This window comes from Desulfotruncus alcoholivorax DSM 16058 (assembly GCF_000430885.1).
In the GTDB taxonomy this organism is placed as follows: domain Bacteria; phylum Bacillota; class Desulfotomaculia; order Desulfotomaculales; family Desulfallaceae; genus Desulfotruncus; species Desulfotruncus alcoholivorax.
Genome location: NZ_AUMW01000022.1, coordinates 18,766 through 36,318, shown reverse-complemented (window position 1 = coordinate 36,318; position 17,553 = coordinate 18,766). Strand labels below are relative to the sequence as shown.

Sequence of the window (17,553 nt, the reverse complement as noted above, 5' to 3'; positions counted from 1 at the left end):
ATAAGACCCCCGGGACCTTCGCCCGGTTAAGATAAACCCCGGACAGCCTTGATAAGGCCGTTCGGGGTATTTAGTTTACTTTTGCCATTGCGAGCGAGCTGGCATTATTGGGGGACATTCAGGGCGGACAGGGTCGTCCGCCCCTACAGCACAAAATGTATATTTGGGGACATTCCTCGTAGAGGTGTGTCCCCTTTCCCACTATTTGGGAATATTCCCCGAAGCGGTGTGTACCCTTTCCCCTAAAAGGTGTGGCCCGGATGGGATTGCCACGTCGTTTCACTCCTCGCAATGACATGGACTAAACGGTGGGGATAGCACAAGGTAGTTTTATTTTTAATTCAGGTATTCCTGTAACGGGATAAGGTTGACTTTGGCGCCTTCCTGGAAATCACTTAACACTTCCAGAATGGCCCGGGCGGTGTCCAGGGAAGTTAAGCAGGGAACGGCCAGTTCCACCGTTGCCCGCCTGATCACGAAACCGTCCCGCTCGGGAGCCTTGCCCTTGGTCAGCGTGTTGATAACCAGGTGAATCTCACCCTGGCGCAGCAGGTCGTCGATATGCGGCGAGCCTTCACGCACCTTGTTTACCCGCCTGACCGCCACCCCGTGCTCTTCCAGGTAATTTGCCGTGCCTGAGGTGGCCAGTATATTGTAGCCCAGGCCGGCAAAACCGCGCACAATGGGCAAAGCCTCTTCCTTATCCTTGTCGGCCACGGTCACCAGGATATTACCCCGCTCCGGAAAAACCACCCCGGAGGCCAGCAGCGCCTTGTATAAGGCAACCGGATAGCTGGCGTCAACACCAAGCACCTCGCCTGTGGATTTCATCTCCGGTCCCAGCGAAATATCCACCTGCAGCAGTTTGGCAAAACTGAACACCGGTGCTTTAACCCCGACCAGCCTGGTTTCGGGATAAAGCCCTCCCTGGTAACCCATGTCCTTTAATTTCCGGCCCATAATTATTTTAGTGGCCAGGTTAACCATGGGGATACCGGTTATTTTACTCATATACGGAACCGTCCGGCTGGCCCGCGGGTTTACTTCCAGCACGTAAATCTGTCCATTGTATAAAACGTACTGAATATTGATCATGCCCCTGACGTTAAGGTTGAGTGCCAGCCGGGTTGTATAATCAACAATCTGGTGGCGAGCCTTATGATCCAGGTGGTTGGCGGGGTAAACGGCAATGCTGTCCCCGGAATGCACTCCGGCCCGTTCCACGTGCTTCATAATTCCCGGAATCAGGACAGTTTCGCCGTCAGCGATGGCGTCGACCTCGATTTCCTCGCCCAGGAAGTACTTATCTACCAGCACAGGGTGTTCCGGCGTTACCTTAACGGCGCTTTGCATATAGTTTCTCAAATCTTCCAGATTATAAACAATTTCCATAGCGCGGCCACCCAACACATAGGAAGGGCGTACAAGCACCGGAAAGTCTATTTGCCCGGCAATCTCTTCGGCCTCGGCCACTGATGTGGCTGTTCCCCCCGGCGGCCGGGGTATGTCAAGGTCGCTCAGCAGGGCGTCAAAGCGCTTGCGGTCCTCGGCCCGGTCGATATCATTCATCGAAGTGCCGAGTATTTTTATCCCGGCCCGGTCCAGATGCACGGCCAGGTTAATGGGCGTTTGGCCGCCAAACTGGACAATCACGCCTTCAGGCTTTTCTTTTTCTATAATGTTTAACACGTCCTGCGGCAGCAGCGGCTCAAAATAAAGCCGGTCGGCGGTATCAAAGTCGGTGCTGACGGTTTCAGGGTTATTGTTGATAATAATGGATTCAAAACCCATTTCCTTCAACGCCCAAACCGAGTGTACCGAGCAGTAGTCAAACTCAATGCCCTGTCCAATCCGAATGGGGCCGCCGCCGAGCACCACCACTTTACGGTTGTCCGTGGGCTCCGCCTCGTCTTCGCTATCGTAGCAGGAGTAATAGTATGGCGTTACGGCCTCAAATTCAGCCGCACAGGTATCCACCATTTTATAAACCGGCTTAATGCCGTGCTGCTCGCGCAGCTCTTTGATTCTTTCAGCCGGTACGCCTGAAGCCTGGGCCAGGTAAGTATCCGCCATACCCTTTTGCTTGGCTTCCAAAAGGAACCCGGGGGTCAAGGCAGCTTCACCCTGGCGCCGCACTTTCTCCTCCAGCTTAATTACGTTATCAATTTTTTGAATGAAAAACCGGTCCATTTTGGTCAGGCTGATAATTCTGTCGTACAGCATACCCCGGCGCAGTGCTTCGGCCAGCACGAACAACCGCTCGTCATTGGGCTGCGAGAGTTTCTTTTCGATTTCTTCATCGGTGTATGAATCCAACCCCGGGTAGATCAAACCGGGCACCCCAATTTCCAAGGAGCGGATGGCTTTGAGCAGCGCGCCCTCAAGGGTTCTGTCAATGGCCATGACCTCGCCGGTGGCCTTCATCTGGGTGCCCAGCGTGCGGTCGGCCAGTGCAAACTTGTCAAATGGCCAGCGGGGGAACTTAATTACGGTATAATCAATGGACGGCTCAAAGCAGGCGTAGGTCTTGCCCGTCACCGCGTTCTTGATTTCGTCCAGGTTCAGGCCAATTGCTATTTTACTGGCCACCTTGGCAATTGGATATCCGGTGGCCTTGGAAGCCAGTGCGGAAGACCTGGATACCCGCGGGTTTACTTCAATTACATAATATTGATAGCTGTTGGGGTCCAGGGCATACTGGATATTACAGCCGCCCTCCACTCCCAAAGCCCGGATGATTTTCAGCGCGGCAGTGCGGAGCATCTGGTAGTCCTTGTCGCTCAAAGTTTGGGTGGGCGCCACCACGATGCTGTCACCGGTGTGAATACCCATGGGGTCGAGGTTCTCCATGCTGCAGATGGTAATACAGTTATCGGCTCCGTCCCGCATTACTTCAATCTCGATTTCTTTCCAGCCAACGACGCTGCGCTCTATCAGCGCCTGGTGAATAATGCTGGCTTTAAGGCCCCGGGTACAGGTATTGACCAGTTCGTTCATATTATAAACCATGCCGCCGCCGGTGCCGCCCAGCGTGTAAGCAGGACGCACCACCAGTGGAAAACCGATTTGCTTGGCAAACTCCACGGCCTCGTCCACAGAACTTACAATGACACTTTCGGGAACCGGCTCATTGATCCGCTCCATGGTGGCCTTAAATTCCTCACGGTCCTCGGCTCTTTTGATGGCGTCCAGCGGGGTACCCAGCAGCCTGACCCCGTATTCTTCAAGCACGCCCATGTCTGAAAGCTGCAGGGCCATGTTCAAGCCCACCTGGCCGCCCAGCGAAGGCAGAAAGCCGTCCGGCCTTTCCTTTTTAATCACCCGGGTGACAAATTCCGGTGTTATCGGTTCGATATAAATTCTGTCCGCCATGTTGGCGTCGGTCATAATAGTGGCAGGGTTACTGTTGATTAAAACAACTTCCAGCCCTTCCTCGCGCAGCGCGCGGCAGGCCTGGGTGCCGGCATAATCAAATTCAGCCGCCTGGCCGATGATAATGGGGCCCGATCCTACCACCAGGACTTTTTTAATTCCTTTTTTAATTGGCATTTTACCTGCCCTCCCCGCGCATCATATCCATAAACTGGTCAAATATATAGTCTGAATCATGCGGTCCCGGCGACGCCTCGGGGTGGTATTGCACCGCGAACAGCGGCAGGTGCCTGTGTCGAATACCTTCCACCGTATTGTCGTTCAGGTTGATGTGGGAAACGTCCACATCCAGCCCCTTTAGCGATTCCTCGTCAACTGAGAACCCGTGGTTATGCGAAGTAATATACACTCTGCCTGAAGCAAGGTCCTTTACCGGGTGGTTGGCTCCACGGTGGCCAAATTTCATTTTATAAGTTTTTGCCCCCAGGGCCAGGGCCATGATCTGGTGGCCCAGGCAGATACCAAACATGGGGTATTTGCCCACAAGAGCCCGGGTGGTCGCAATAGTCCCAGGCACATCGGTGGGGTCTCCGGGCCCGTTGGACAGCAACACACCTTCGGGGGCCAGTTCAGCTATTTTTTCCGGTTTCATATCCGGCGGCACGACAATAACTGAGCAACCCCTGTCCCTTAGCCGCCTGATAATATTGTGTTTGGAACCCAGGTCAATCAGCACGACCCTGGGACCGTCACCCGGAAGAGTATATACCTGGCGGGTTGTTACTTCTTCCACCAGTTTTTGGCCGGTTAGTTGGGGGCAGGACCTGGCTTTTTCCACCAGTATAGCCGGGTCTATCTCACCGGTCCCAATTACCCCCCGCATAGTCCCGTGACTGCGCAGGTGTCTGGTCAGCGCCCTGGTGTCAACTCCGCTGATGCCCAATACTCCTTCCCGGGCCAGGAAATTATCGATCTTATACGTGGCGCGCCAGTTGCTTGGGTGATTACAGGCTTCCCTGACCACGAACCCACGGACAAAGGAGCGCATCGATTCATAATCTTCCCGGTTAACTCCGTAGTTGCCGATCAGGGGATAGGTCATTACCACTATTTGACCGCAGTAAGACGGGTCGGTAAGCACTTCCTGGTAGCCGGTCATGCCGGTGTTGAATACCACCTCACCCCACTGCTCACCCGTGGCGCCAAATGACTGCCCGGTAAAAATCATGCCGTCCTCCAGTGCTAAAACAGCTTTCAAACAAATACACCTCCGCAGATGCTCTATAACTATACAAGTATTCAGAAGGCAGTAGTCAGAAATCAGAATAATTCAATATGAACTAAACCGTTCCCTCATTCTGACTCCTGACTTCTGACTCCCGACTTCTGACTCCCGACTTCTGACTCCTTTGATATTTAATCTCCCCCGCCACAATGGTCATTACAGGCATCCCTTTTAGTTTTCGGCCGGTAAAGGGAGTATTTCTTCCCTTGCCGGCAAATTTGGCGGGGTCAACTGTTTCCTCCAGGTCCGGGTCGATAATGGTGATATCCGCTGCCGCGCCCTCAGTAAGCATGCCCCTGTTCAGGCCCAGTATCGAGGCCGGGTTAAACGACAGCTTGGCTACAGCCTGCAGCGGCGTCAGTATCCCTTTGTGCACCAGCTCACTCCAAACCAGACCAACAGCCGTCTCCAACCCAACCATGCCGAAGGGGGCCAGATCAAACTCAACATTTTTCTCATCGTAAGTGTGCGGGGCGTGGTCCGTGGCGATGACATCGATAGTTCCGTCGGCCAGCCCTGCCAGCACAGCCTGCAGGTCGGCCTCGCCGCGCAGGGGAGGATTCACCTTGGCATTGGTGCTGTAATCTGCCACTGCCCCGTCCGTAAGGGAAAAATGATGCGGCGTCACTTCCGCTGTTACGCTGATGCCCCTCTTTTTGGCTTCCCGCACCAGCGCCACCGAGCCGGCAGTGCTGATGTGAGCGATATGGACCGGGCACCCCGTCTCGGCAGCCAGAATGATGTCCCGGCTTACCATTATTTCTTCGGCTGCGGCGGGAATCCCTTTTAACCCCAAAATGGTGGAATAATATCCCTCGTGCATTACCCCTCCGGCCACCAGGCTTTTTTCTTCGCAGTGTGAAATAATTACGGCGCCAAGCATTTTACAATACTGCATGGCCAGGCGCATCATCCAGGCATCCTTTACGGGCTGCCCGTCGTCGGAAAAGGCTACGGCGCCGGATTCCCGCATCCCGGCCAGTTCCGCCATTTCCTTGCCCTGGCTGCCCCGGGTAATGGCTCCCACGGGGTAGACACCGCACCTGCCGGCCTCCAGTGCTTTGTTTTTTATAAATTCAATTATCGCTGCGTTATCGGCCACCGGATTGGTGTTGGGCATGCAGGCAACTCCGGTGAAGCCGCCCCGAACAGCGGCAGCCGTTCCTGTAGCTATTGTTTCCTTGGCTTCAAACCCGGGCTCGCGCAGGTGCACATGCATATCAATAAAACCCGGGGCAACCAGCCTGCCGGCAGCATCAATAATTTGGGTGCTGGAATCGGCCTCAAACGGTAGGGCGACCAAACCATTTTGAATATATAAATCAGCTATTTCATCCCTTTTTGAGACGGGGTCCAAAACCCGCCCGCCCCTAATAATCATTTTCATGCCGGTCACCTCCCCCTGCAAGCAAGTACAACAGCGCCATGCGCACCGCCACCCCGTTGGTAACCTGCTCTTCAATAACAGATGATGTTCCGTCTGCAATATCCGCCGATATCTCCACACCCCTGTTCATCGGGCCGGGGTGCAGCACCAGGGCGCCGCTGCGCGCCAGCGCCAGCCGCCGGCGGTTCAACCCGTACAGGACGGCGTATTCCCTCAAGCTGGGAAATAAGCCCTGCTGCTGCCTTTCTTTTTGTATTCTCAGCATAATAATAACATCAGCGCCCGGCAGCGCCTCCTCCAGCCGGTGGAACACCCGGACGCCCATCCGGTCAATCCCCGGCGGAATTAGAGTTGGAGGACCGCAAACGACGACCTCCGCTCCCATCCTGGTAAAGCCCCAAATATCAGAGCGGGCCACCCGGCTGTGCAGAACATCACCCACAATTACCACCTTGAGCCCGGCCAGCCTGCCCAAACGCTCCCGGACCGTGAAAAGGTCCAGCAAGGCCTGGGAGGGATGCTCATGCGCCCCGTCCCCGGCATTAATTACCGCCGCATCAACCGTCCGGGCCAGCAGCCGCGGCGAGCCGGCCATGGGGTGGCGCAGAATAATTACGTCGGCTCCCAACGACTGGATCGTTCGGGCGGTGTCATAAAGGCTCTCACCTTTGGCCACACTGCTTGACGAGCTGGAAATGTTGACGCTGTCCGCACTTAAATATTTAGCTGCCAGCTCAAAAGAACTGCGGGTGCGGGTACTGTTTTCATAAAACAGGTTCACCACCGTCTTGCCCCGCAGAGTAGGCACCTTTTTAATCGGCCTGCTGATAATGTCCTTCATAGGTATTGCAGTATCCAGCAAGAATGTGATTTCTTCCGCGGAAAGGTCCTGCAACCCCAACAAATTTTTACATTTAAACAATACGGGAACCCCCCCCAACATTAAAGGCGCTTTGGATCAGACATTATTCCGTTTACCTTGCAGTGCCTGTGGCCGGGCTTGCTTTGTTAAAGCATAAATAAAGCCTCATCCGAAATTGTTACTTCAACAATCCGGTTGAGGCCGGCAGGGCTAATATTTTAGGCCCTCCCTTGCCGGCCTCGCGGGACCGCTTAAAAGGATGGCACCAACAGTTATGATTTTTCCTGAATAATCACTTCGTCCTCTCCATCCGTTTCGTCAAGCCGTACTTCCACCAGCTCACGCCGGGAGGTTGGGACGTTTTTTCCAATATAATCCGCCCTGATGGGCAGTTCTCTGTGCCCCCTGTCAATCAGCGCCGCCAATTGGATGTTCTTGGGTCTGCCAAGATCAATAACGGCATCCAGGGCGGCCCGGATTGTTCTGCCTGTGAATAAAACATCATCAATAAGAATAACTTTTTTACCTTTGACGGAAAAGTTAACCTCGGTTTGCCTGACCACCGGGTGAGGATGCAGCGAGGAGAGGTCATCCCGGTACAAAGTAATGTCCAGTATTCCCACAGGAACAAGGCTTCCTTCAATTTCCCTGATTTTTTCCGCCAGCCGCCTGGCCAGGGGAACGCCGCGCCGCCTGATCCCAATCAATACCAAGTCCTCGGTCCCTTTGTTGCGCTCAATGATTTCATGCGCTATCCGGGTGAGGGCGCGCCTGATGCCGTCCCTGTCCAAAATCCTGGCTTTTTCTTTTAAATCCGTCAAGGAGAACACCCCCGCCGCACATTAGAAGTTAGAAATTAAAGATTAGGAATTAGATTAAAAAATAAATTAGGCTGTATCTTCATAAACCCTGACACTAAAAAAGAATAAAGGCATCAAAAAAACCTGCTTTCACCGGTAAGCAGGCATAGAAAAGACCAAGTTTTTCAACCCGTCTTTGGTTCACTCTATGTATCCTTACCGGCCTCACGGGACCGATTTCAAGGCAAATTTCACTTAAAACATAATAACATTCCAGCGGGCTTACGTCAATTATATTTTGCAGCGGTTTTTGACACTGTCACCCGGCACTCAGTGGTTCCTTTTGCACGCAAAGCAATTTTCCAAGTTGAAAAAACTTTTACGGAAGCATTGTTTGCCGGTTTTCCTTCAATAACCGCGCTATTAGACTTTGCTTGTTTTATTGGCTTATATGCCGGTAAGCAGCACGCCCCCCGCCTTTTGCCAATGCGGATACTGCAGCGTGGGCATCAAATTTGTCTAACGCCCAGGAAAATCAAAGCCACGCCGGCCAAAATTAATACCATACCAGAGAGAGAAACTTTTCCGGCCAGTCCGACCAGCCCCAGGGTGGTCACGGTTATCATTACAGTAGGACCTACCAGGGCAAGCATTGCATTAATTTTAAATGCATGTTCCACCCGGTTGAAATATAACATCAGCATAGCGGCGCTAAATTCAATAGTGGCGGACAAGAAGCGCACCGCTGCCATTGATAAAACAATTTTATCGAAAACATAAAACATTTTCTTCACTCCCTTCATTAACTATTTTTTCATATGCGCAAACAGGCGCATAAATGCATACCGTCAACCGGGCTGAGACAAAATATTCAATGTTGGTGAAAGGATGTGGAGACATCATGAGTGGCAAGTCCGGGGCTGTTACAATAGCAGCTATTTCAGGTGTGCCTTTCATTATGGTCCTTGGCAATTCCATGCTGATCCCGGTTCTGCCGGAAATTAAGGAAGCGTTTAATTTAAGCCAGATCAAAGTCAGCATGATTATTACCGCTTTTTCAGTGCCCGGCCTGCTTATTCCGCTTGCCGGCTTTTTGTCCGACAGGATTGGACGTAAAAAAATTATTATCCCCGGATTGATCCTTTACGGTTTGGGTGGCATTATTGCCGGGCTGTCCGCCATTTTTTTTCAGGACAAAGCCTATACCTGGATCGTTGGCGGCAGAATTGTTCAGGGCATCGGCGCAGCCGGCACCACCCCCATAGCCATGGCACTGACCGGTGACCTGTTTACAGGTAAGCAGCGCAGTAAAGCGCTGGGAGTTGTTGAAGCAGCCAACGGTATGGGCAAAGTACTGAGCCCGGTGCTTGGTGCGGCCATAGGATTGATAGCCTGGTATGCCACCTTTTTGTTTTTCCCTGCTATCATCATTCCCATTATTCTGGGTATCTGGTTTTTGGTCAAGGAACCCAGGGGCAACCGGGCCACCCAGAGTGTATCCCAGTATTTAAAAGCCATTAAGAAAGTATTTGAAAAAAAATCAGCGATGCTTTTAACCTCATTCCTGGCCGGTACAACCGCTCTCTTAATATTGTTCGGCATTCTCTTTTTCTTAAGCGACTATCTGGAAAAAAACGTGGGACTTAACGGAATCATAAAAGGTGCAGCCATTGCCATCCCGGTCCTTTTCATGTGCATTAGTTCGTATGTAACCGGCTTGTTCCTTAAAAAAAGAGTTAAGCTGATGAAATGGCTGGTGGTTATCGGGCTGGTCCTGGTAGCAATCGCTCTGGCTTCTTTAAACCTGTTTCAGAACATTTATTACTTTTTCATTGGGATTTCCGTTGCCGGAATTGGCACGGGCCTGCTCCTGCCCTGCCTAAACACCATTATTACAAGTACAGTCGCTTCCGAAGAACGGGGCCTGGTTACTTCTATCTACGGTAGTGTCCGCTTCCTGGGCGTAGCCGTGGGACCGCCTTTATTCGGCTACCTCATGGGCATCAGTAATGCCCACATGTACTGGGGCGGTGCAATCCTGGCCGGAGCAACGGCCTTAGCCGCGCTGCTGTTCATCCGGGTGAAGGATATGACCCAGCCCGGTGAGCAAAAACAAAGCGGTGGTATGACTGAACCGCCCAGACAGGCTGTAAACCTGGAATTTGTTTTTAACCCTGCCAGGAAACCCATGCCTGGCGACAATAAGCCTGAAGGTACAAAAAAGCAAGACCCGTAAAAAGGTCTTGCTTTTTTATGCCTGTCGCAAAGAATGGGCACCTTTGATCAAGGTGCCCATTCTTTATGCATGCGCATTTTTAAAAGTTTGGCAACAGGTTTCGTCAATATTGTTTGCCGGTGTCGCACTTAATTGTTCCAATTTGGCGTTGGGTGAAAAACCACCTTGTGCATCGCTCTGAATTACAATTTGTTGGGCACTGCATAAGTTTTGCTGCTGCCAATACTTGCAAGTATTCACCGTGCAGTGTACATCAGGCATTCTTCCACCTCCTTTTTTCTTATTATCTGGCAGAAATCTCAATTATATTCAATAAACTCAAGCTCAAGCGGATAATTATCCTGAGGCTATGATATGCCCCCATTGTTACCTTCCAATTGGTAATTTATTCCTTCAAAAGATACAACTGTTTATCAGCCATGCCATAAAACATGGGTGCCACCAGGATTTTAGGATACTTTAACCTTAATCGCTTAGCTTCGCTGATAACGAAATCCACTTCATTCCCAATCTCAAACATGGGAACAAAATGCATGAAATGTTCCTCCGCCCGGCTCTGTTCCCACCCTGCATTTTCGACCAAGCCCTTGATGAATTTTTCTTTTTTTGACATTAAGTTGACCATACCGCAATTATCGTGGCCTATTAATACTATTGCCTTCACCCCGCCAATAGCAATAGCGTAGGATAACTTGAATTCACTGTACCTCAAATTACCCCCGCCGGTGCGCAAGACATAGGCGAAATTATCGGGAATATGCAAGTGTTTCCTGTAATCCATGCACATACCAATCAGCAATTCCGCATGTTTATAAGTCTTCAAGGGGTATCCCAAATTATGATATCCAAGCAAGCTCTCAATGGGGGTACCCAGATACTCCCCCGGTATGCTGTCCCGGGAAGTCACCGGTATTAGATATTCCAATGGAAACCCCTCTAAGCCGCAATCTTTGTGACCTATTTCACTTAAATTTGCTATCATACTTCCTCTCCTATCTTAATTATTTTTTATTCAATTACAGCAACGCGACACTAATCAACTTTAAGTCACCCGCCCATAATATTGGGGTTTGTGATTTTATGTACTAATACATATATTATTCGCTCTCTTTTCATCAAATCCTGCTTTTGAAATATTTTTTTGTCACTACTGGTGAAAAATTTGATATGTTAGGTTCATATCATACTAAGCTACGGGACTAAAGTCCCACTTAATTGTGAGTAAGGCCCCATTGCTGGCAAAACTCAGGTCCCATATACTAAAATCAGCTTCGTTGTTAAACAGAAAAGGGGTCCATTGAAAATGAAAATAGTTAATTATACCGAGTTGGCAGTCAAGAACATCCTTAATGAATTATTCGAAACATTTAGCTCAAAACCTAATTATTGTGACTGCCAGCTATGCAAATCCAGAGCTGCAGCTATGGCACTAAACGACTTACGCCCCAGCTACGTGGCTTCGGAGGCGGAATTGATGGCCGCCAAGGCCAGTTTCCATTCTCCGTCCGAAAATGCTGCCCTGGTGGCCATTGTTATGGACGCCATTCGCAAAGTCCTAAATGATCCCAAGCATGATTACAAACCGCTGGACTAAAGTCAAAATCTTAGTTAAGGCGTTTTATTCAAACCAGGATTCCGCATATTTTGTGGTAATCGGGTAGTGGTAAAATTCCCCCGATAGGCTTTTTACAATTGCCACAATAGCAAAAATAGAATATACAAACCCCATTATAGCGAGTGGGATAAGATTACAACAGTAAAATGGTATGACCGCTTAATTCTTTTCGCCGGCTGGTTGATGCTGATTAAACCGGGCAGCACAACGGACATGATTGGAGCGGGATTGCTTGTCGGCGCTTATCTGCTGCAAGTGCTACGCAAACGCCAAGAAAAGAAGTCTTCACTGCCAAATAACTTAGCTCAGTAATAGGAAAGAGGGCTGGAAGCATTGCTTTTGACGGCGGGAGGAAGATTAAGCCGGTACCGTGCGTAAATAATATCCAGATTGACTAAATGATTGTTGGTTATAGAAATCCCAGGGCGGCTTATGCCGCCTTTTTTTTGAAGTACGCCCGGAGACCAGTCAGCTTGGCCTTGTGCAGTGCATGCAAGCAGCAGGCAGCCATCTACATGTACCAAAAGGCGGGTTTGTCAAAACTGAAGCAAAACCGGTGCAAATATAGGGCCGTTCATACATGGACGAGCGGTACGAGCTTACCCTGGCGCCGGGTATTGCAACTTAAATATTACAGCGGGAGGGGTGTTGCATATTATGGTAAAATTGCGCCACATTACCCGTCCAGGTTATGTGGCGCACTCTGGCAAAAATGTGACACAAGTCTGAAGACTATTTTTTAAATTTAGAAATTTGAGCAAGTTTACTTTTTATCAGGCAAGGGCAGCCTTAATCTCAAAATTCCAACCATTAATTCCTATTCCTTTAAAGCTGTTGCCAGCCTCATCTTCTATAATACCGCTGGGAATAATAACGCTATATTCACCTTTTGACAAAGCTTCGTCAAAATTAATAACTAATTCGTTATCATTTAGTTTAATATCATCTGGGGTTATCTCAGTGTTGTCCTTGAAAATGATTATTTTACCGGCATTTACATCGTTGCCGCCGGCCCATTGCACATTCTCGTCAAATTTAGCAGTGAGCTCATGGACATCCCCTAAAACATCATCGTTGTCTTCAGGGTCCAAGCTATTAATGTCCGGGGCGGTATTGTCTTCTTCCTCAGCGGTGGTGAAATTCCAATCGCTGTCGTCAACACCGTCAAAACTATTTCCGTCTTCGCCTATAATTACGCCGGGCGGGATGTAAACGGTATATTCGCAGCCGGCATTAAGCCCATTGACCAACTCAATGGTCAATTCCTTACCGCTTATATCTATATCCTTAATTTCCACTGTTTTATTCCCAGTTTCATTGGTAACTACAATTTTGGACCCCACGTCACTCTCGGAATTTACAGCCCGGATATTTTCATTGAAAGTTGCCACTAATTGCTTCAGGCCGATTTCTACATCCTTGGCACCGTCTTTGGGGCTAAGTCCTGCAATTTTCGGTGCATTACTTTCACTGTCATTATTGTTTTCCCCGTCTTTTACCGATATAACAATAGCTTTGCGGGCCGGATTCAGCACTACCGTTACAGATTCGCCTTCTTTAATGTCACCCAGCTCTGCCGCAACACCGTCCACAAAAATGGCGGCGTCATCAGCAACCTGAATCATCATCTCCCCAGCATTGTCACCGTCGCCGACAGCTAAAACGATAAAGGCGGGGGCGCTGGGAAGGATGTCCTTAACTTCTCCTCTAACATAGCCAAATTGGTTTTTAAGCGAAAACATGTTTTGGCACCTGAACAGCATCGCTGCAATCTCGGCTCTTTTAACCGAATTCAACGGGCCGAACATATTTCCCGGGTAGCCGTTGATAATTCTGTTTTTGGCCATAAAAGCCACGTATTTCTTGGCATAGTCGGGAATTTTTCCAGAGTCGGCAAATGTTAGATTACCTGTTGAAACATTACCGTTTTGCGCCCGTCCCAGCCAAACCGCCACCTCATATCTTAAAGCGGGCTTGCTGAAATCAAGGTCCTCAGCTTCCTGCCCGGTAATTATCCCTTTGTCAATGGCAAGGGCCACTGTATTTTTGGCCCAGTCCGGGCAATCTGCGGCGGCTTTAAGCGCTTCCTTGCTGGGGGTACCCCCTTCCTGGTTCAGTGCTCTCATCACCATAACCAGGCCCTCACACCGGCTTACTTCATTCTGCGGGTAAAAATTACCATCGGAATAGCCTTTAATAATGCCTTCCTTTTGCAATGCCGTTACCGGCTCAACAGACCAGTGGTTCCTGATGTCGTTCATAACCTGAAAATTAATTTTTTTGGCCTGCCCCGGCGGAACCTTTTTCCCCTTGGCCAGAGCACTAGGCGGGGCGGTTAACACGGACAGCGACAGCACCGCCACCATTAGGACTCCTCCGCAAAGATACTTAAACTTCCCTTTCAAAAACATCACTCCCCTATGTTTTTTTTGGCGCGGCTTAACCCGTCAATTTTAGATACGTTGGAGATCCGTATTTTGGCAGGTCGGCAGGGGTAACCAATCAATATTTTTGTGAATAACTTTAATCAGATGGACATTAACCCTTTTCCCACTTAATCACGGGAGGTGAACCGAATACACCCGCCTCATGGCAAGCGGGTGTCCACGTGGAAAAGGAGTTGATATATTTGTCCGGTCAAGAGTCGACATCTTCCTGGCGGGATATAATTGCGTTCCCACTCGGAGGGAGGCAAACTAAGCCAAGGGATTGCGGTTTAACCATGGTCATTGATAAAGGTATGGGGATTGGTGAGACGCGGGACCTGCTGCAAATTAATTATGAGCACATAGATTTTATCAAACTTGGCTTTGGAACACCGGCGCTATACGCGGCCGGCACACTCGAGGAAAAGATTCAACTGGCGCGGTCTTACGATATTGAAATATATCCCGGTGGTACCTTTATGGAAGTAGCCATTATGCAGAATAAAATTAGGGAATTCCTTAGCAAGTGCAAGTCCCTGGGATTTACTGCCGTTGAGATAAGCGACGGAACAGTTTTTATCAGCCAGGAGGTGAGAGAGCAAGCAATTATCATGGCGGCTGAAATGGATTTTAGAGTATTAACTGAGGTCGGCAAGAAAAATAACGGACCCGAATTGTCAGTTCATGCGCTGGCCGCCCAGGCTATGAGGGATCTGGAAATAGGTTCCTACAAAGTAATCATGGAAGGCAGAGAATGCGGGATGAACGTCGGCCTGTACGACCAAAACGGGCAGATGGCGGGAAAAGATTTAGAAATACTACTGGAGCATATTGACGACCCGGCGCTGATAATCTGGGAGGCACCGCTTAAAAACCAGCAGCAGTACCTGATTGAAAAGTTCGGGCCTAATGTCAATCTGGGTAATATCCAGCCCCAGGAAGTCCTGGCAGTTGAAGCACTCAGGGTGGGACTGCGTGCGGATACCCTGCAAATTGTAACCAGCAGTAAAGATATCGACGTGTAAATACCTGTAATTGGTAATACGTATAACGGTGGTGGCATATATTAACACATAAACGTAACTATTCAGCATCTGTAACTGCTCAAGAGTCAGGAGTCAGAAGTCAGTAATGAGAGCACCGGTCTTGGAACATTCTGACTACTGAATTCTGACTCCTGAATTCTGAACAGTAACACTTAAACAATAAAGCGAGGCGAGTGAAATGAACGGAGTTCCCATCTTGGTCGCTCTGCTCCTCATAGGAATTATTGCCCGCTCCAACTTAATTGCCACCGCCGCCTGCGTATTGCTGATTGTTAAATTCGCCAACTTAAATTTTATTTTACCCTTGCTTGAAAAAAGGGGCCTCGAAGCGGGCCTGTTGTTATTGTTACTGTCTATTCTGGTACCTGCGGCCAAAGGTGAGATTAGTGAAAAGGACCTTTTAATGACTTTCACGTCGCTACCTGGTGTACTGGCGATAATCGGAGGGGCACTGGCGACACATTTAAACGGTGAGGGGCTGCAGCTGCTGCAAATTGATCCGGAATTAATCTTCGGCCTTCTGATAGGATCTGTATTCGGCATTGTCTTTTTGGGGGGTATCCCCGTTGGCCCTTTGATGGCAGCCGGCCTGACTGCATTATTTTTGGAAACGATAAACTTTTTCAAGTGATTTATCCAGGTCTAACGATTTAAGTACCTCCAAAAGCACACAGGGAAGCGGCGCTTTGAACTCCAGATAACAATTTTCGCGAGGGTGTATAAACCCTAACAGGTATGCGTGTAAAAACTGGCCTTCCAGGCCGAAATGGGGTCGTGCCGGCCCGTAGCGTGTATCGCCCACCAACGGGTGGCCGATATGGGCTAAATGAACCCTGATCTGGTGGGTACGTCCTGTTTCCAGGCGCAGTTCTAAAAAGGTATAATTACCTGCTCTGTCCAGGACCCTGTAATGGGTAATGGCATTTTTTGAGTTACGGCTGGTGACGGCCATCTTTTTTCTATCCCTGGGGTCCCGGCCGATGGGTGCGTTAATAACACCCTGGTCATATCGCATTGATCCGTGGACCAGCGCAAGGTAGCCCCGGGTTACGGTATGTTCCTTCAACTGTTCCGCCAGCAGCTCGTGGGCCAGGTCATTCTTGGCTGCCATCAAAAGCCCCGAGGTATCTTTATCAATGCGATGGACAATGCCTGGCCTGAGCACCCCGTTGATACCTGAAAGATCCCGGCAGTGAAATAGCAACGCATTAACTACAGTTCCGGAAAAGTTACCTTCCGCAGGGTGCACAACCATACCTCTAGGCTTGTTAATTACTATCACATCCGGGTCCTCATAGTATATATCCAGTTCAATTTGTTCGGGCAGCACGTGGAGTTCCGCAGGCGGAGGTATTTCCACCGCAATTTCGTCGCCTTCCTTTAAACGGTAATTAGCCCTCGCTTCCGCGCCATTGACCTTAATCAATCCCTCACCGATTAATTTTTGAATATATGAACGGCTAAGATTATCACCGGACGAAGCTAAGTAAACATCTAATCGCCGGCCAGCCCCGTCATTGTCGACATGGAAAATCTCATTATTTCGCACCAGTATCAACCCTTTGCTTTTCCTCGCTATCTTTTCGCCAGACATCCAAAATCAGCAGCAGCGCGCCAATTACAATGGCTGTATCTGCCAGGTTAAACACCGGCCAAACCCGAAAATCTAAAAAATCTATCACCCGTCCAATGCGAATCCGGTCAATTAGATTGCCAAGCGCGCCACCGGATATTAAACCAAGCGCTATGTGGGCCCAAACTCGCTCCCTGGGCAGATATCTATATCCAGCCATTATCCCTATTACTACAATAATTGATACAACGATTAAAAACCCTGTTTTATTGGCCAGTAGTCCAAAAGCCGCCCCGGGGTTTAAGATATATGTCATAAAAAAAACCGGAGACAGTACCGCAATGGATTGCCCCTGCAGCATAGTGGTTGTTATAACATACTTGGAAATCTGGTCAACCAAAAGCGTTAACAAGCTAATCGCCACAAACCGCAAAACCTTTATCCCTCCCGAAAGTAGCAACTACATGATATAATACCACATGTTAAGGGCAAAAAAACCGCCGATCAGGTAAAAAGGAGTGGAGCTGTTGTTTTACTGGTTTCCCGCCATAGTCTGGATGGCTTTCATTTATTACCTGTCCGGGAGGACAGGAGAAGAACTTGGTTCTATGTTTCCTTTTATTAAAGATTTCAACCCGGGCCATATACTGGCCTATTTCATTCTGGCCTGGCTGGTTCTTTGGCCCTTGCGGCTAAATAAATTCCCCCGCCCTTATCTTGCAACATTTCTACTATGCCTGTTTTACGGCATCAGCGACGAAATTCACCAGTATTTTGTGCCGACCAGGACACCTGATGTGCATGATCTACTTAGGGATCTATTGGGTGCAGCAATAGCCCTTACGATCAATTATTTCTTAGTTATGCGAAAGAATAGAAAACAAGCTGGTGAATAATTGCAAAATGATCACTGGTACCGCCTCAGCGTCATGGGGGGCCATCTTAAAGGTC

General features: G+C 49.5%; 16 protein-coding genes. 5 read left to right on the top strand and 11 right to left on the bottom strand.

Going from position 1 to position 17,553, the window contains the following annotated elements:
* Nucleotides 1-336 precede the first annotated feature (336 nt).
* The 6 genes from carB to H569_RS0111735 all read right to left on the bottom strand — a co-directional run bounded on the left by carB (nt 337) and on the right by H569_RS0111735 (nt 8,491).
* Nucleotides 337-3,549 carry a carbamoyl-phosphate synthase large subunit gene (carB, locus tag H569_RS0111760; protein WP_027365143.1) on the bottom strand — a complete coding sequence of 1,071 codons (3,213 nt, stop codon included), beginning with the start codon at nt 3,547-3,549 and terminating at the stop codon, nt 337-339.
* A gap of 1 nt (nt 3,550) precedes the next feature.
* Nucleotides 3,551-4,630 (bottom strand): glutamine-hydrolyzing carbamoyl-phosphate synthase small subunit, encoded by a 1,080-nt coding sequence (gene carA / locus H569_RS0111755; RefSeq protein ID WP_027365142.1) that lies wholly within the window; start codon nt 4,628-4,630, stop codon nt 3,551-3,553.
* 82 nt (nt 4,631-4,712) lie between these two features.
* Nucleotides 4,713-6,044 (bottom strand): dihydroorotase, encoded by a 1,332-nt coding sequence (locus tag H569_RS20230; RefSeq protein ID WP_051273614.1) that lies wholly within the window; start codon nt 6,042-6,044, stop codon nt 4,713-4,715.
* A complete protein-coding gene (locus H569_RS0111745) occupies nt 6,028-6,987 on the bottom strand; it encodes an aspartate carbamoyltransferase catalytic subunit (protein ID WP_034630411.1) in 960 nt (319 codons plus the stop codon). Before H569_RS0111745 ends, H569_RS20230 begins: the two co-directional genes overlap by 17 nt.
* A 191-nt stretch (nt 6,988-7,178) precedes the next feature.
* Complete coding sequence (gene pyrR / locus H569_RS0111740) at nt 7,179-7,727, bottom strand: bifunctional pyr operon transcriptional regulator/uracil phosphoribosyltransferase PyrR (protein ID WP_034630408.1); 549 nt, start codon at nt 7,725-7,727, stop codon at nt 7,179-7,181.
* 488 nt (nt 7,728-8,215) lie between these two features.
* Nucleotides 8,216-8,491, bottom strand: coding sequence for a YqhV family protein (locus tag H569_RS0111735; RefSeq protein ID WP_027365139.1), 276 nt, complete (start codon nt 8,489-8,491; stop codon nt 8,216-8,218).
* A 116-nt stretch (nt 8,492-8,607) separates the two neighbouring features.
* On the opposite strand from H569_RS0111735, the gene H569_RS20225 reads away from it, so the two are divergent.
* Nucleotides 8,608-9,942, top strand: a complete 1,335-nt coding sequence (locus tag H569_RS20225) for an MFS transporter (protein ID WP_051273613.1) — start codon at nt 8,608-8,610, stop codon at nt 9,940-9,942.
* Nucleotides 9,943-10,005: 63 nt separating this feature from the next.
* Here H569_RS20225 and H569_RS0111725 read toward each other — a convergent pair whose 3' ends face one another.
* On the bottom strand, nt 10,006-10,203 hold the full coding sequence (locus tag H569_RS0111725) for a DUF1540 domain-containing protein (protein ID WP_027365138.1): 198 nt from the start codon (nt 10,201-10,203) through the stop codon (nt 10,006-10,008).
* 124 nt (nt 10,204-10,327) lie between these two features.
* A complete protein-coding gene (locus tag H569_RS0111720; protein ID WP_027365137.1) occupies nt 10,328-10,867 on the bottom strand; it encodes a carbonic anhydrase in 540 nt (179 codons plus the stop codon).
* A 378-nt stretch (nt 10,868-11,245) separates the two neighbouring features.
* Here H569_RS0111720 and H569_RS0111715 point away from each other — a divergent pair, with 378 nt between their 5' ends.
* On the top strand, nt 11,246-11,536 hold the full coding sequence (locus tag H569_RS0111715; RefSeq protein ID WP_027365136.1) for a late competence development ComFB family protein: 291 nt from the start codon (nt 11,246-11,248) through the stop codon (nt 11,534-11,536).
* 794 nt (nt 11,537-12,330) lie between these two features.
* On the opposite strand, the gene H569_RS0111710 is transcribed toward H569_RS0111715, so the two are convergent.
* Nucleotides 12,331-13,962, bottom strand: a complete 1,632-nt coding sequence (locus H569_RS0111710) for an S-layer homology domain-containing protein (RefSeq protein ID WP_169726468.1) — start codon at nt 13,960-13,962, stop codon at nt 12,331-12,333.
* A gap of 224 nt (nt 13,963-14,186) precedes the next feature.
* Between H569_RS0111710 and comA the strand changes: the two genes are divergently transcribed.
* Together comA and H569_RS0111700 are read left to right on the top strand one after the other, a co-directional pair.
* Nucleotides 14,187-15,008, top strand: coding sequence for a phosphosulfolactate synthase (gene comA / locus H569_RS0111705; protein WP_027365134.1), 822 nt, complete (start codon nt 14,187-14,189; stop codon nt 15,006-15,008).
* Between the two features lie 199 nt (nt 15,009-15,207).
* On the top strand, nt 15,208-15,660 hold the full coding sequence (locus H569_RS0111700) for a DUF441 domain-containing protein (protein WP_027365133.1): 453 nt from the start codon (nt 15,208-15,210) through the stop codon (nt 15,658-15,660).
* Here the strand turns inward: H569_RS0111700 and H569_RS0111695 are convergent.
* Both H569_RS0111695 and lspA read right to left on the bottom strand, forming a co-directional pair.
* Entirely contained in the window at nt 15,628-16,623 is a 996-nt protein-coding gene (locus tag H569_RS0111695) for an RluA family pseudouridine synthase (protein ID WP_051273612.1), read from the bottom strand. The two genes, H569_RS0111700 and H569_RS0111695, sit on opposite strands and share 33 nt — an antisense overlap.
* Nucleotides 16,568-17,026 (bottom strand): signal peptidase II, encoded by a 459-nt coding sequence (gene lspA / locus H569_RS0111690; RefSeq protein ID WP_309294785.1) that lies wholly within the window; start codon nt 17,024-17,026, stop codon nt 16,568-16,570. The genes H569_RS0111695 and lspA overlap by 56 nt, the downstream gene beginning before the upstream one ends.
* Nucleotides 17,027-17,120: 94 nt before the next feature.
* Here lspA and H569_RS0111685 point away from each other — a divergent pair, with 94 nt between their 5' ends.
* A complete protein-coding gene (locus H569_RS0111685; RefSeq protein WP_027365130.1) occupies nt 17,121-17,498 on the top strand; it encodes a VanZ family protein in 378 nt (125 codons plus the stop codon).
* Nucleotides 17,499-17,553 lie beyond the last annotated feature (55 nt).

What these genes read in the sequence shown, in the direction of transcription:
- H569_RS0111700 (WP_027365133.1), top strand. Translation starts at nt 15,208, where the DNA reads ATGAACGGAGTTCCCATCTTGGTCGCTCTGCTCCTCATAGGAATTATT.
- H569_RS0111745 (WP_034630411.1), bottom strand. Translation starts at nt 6,987, where the DNA reads ATGTTGGGGGGGGTTCCCGTATTGTTTAAATGTAAAAATTTGTTGGGG.
- H569_RS0111725 (WP_027365138.1), bottom strand. Translation starts at nt 10,203, where the DNA reads ATGCCTGATGTACACTGCACGGTGAATACTTGCAAGTATTGGCAGCAG.
- H569_RS20230 (WP_051273614.1), bottom strand. Translation starts at nt 6,044, where the DNA reads ATGAAAATGATTATTAGGGGCGGGCGGGTTTTGGACCCCGTCTCAAAA.
- H569_RS0111735 (WP_027365139.1), bottom strand. Translation starts at nt 8,491, where the DNA reads ATGTTTTATGTTTTCGATAAAATTGTTTTATCAATGGCAGCGGTGCGC.
- H569_RS0111715 (WP_027365136.1), top strand. Translation starts at nt 11,246, where the DNA reads ATGAAAATAGTTAATTATACCGAGTTGGCAGTCAAGAACATCCTTAAT.
- H569_RS0111695 (WP_051273612.1), bottom strand. Translation starts at nt 16,623, where the DNA reads ATGTCTGGCGAAAAGATAGCGAGGAAAAGCAAAGGGTTGATACTGGTG.
- H569_RS20225 (WP_051273613.1), top strand. Translation starts at nt 8,608, where the DNA reads ATGAGTGGCAAGTCCGGGGCTGTTACAATAGCAGCTATTTCAGGTGTG.
- carB (WP_027365143.1), bottom strand. Translation starts at nt 3,549, where the DNA reads ATGCCAATTAAAAAAGGAATTAAAAAAGTCCTGGTGGTAGGATCGGGC.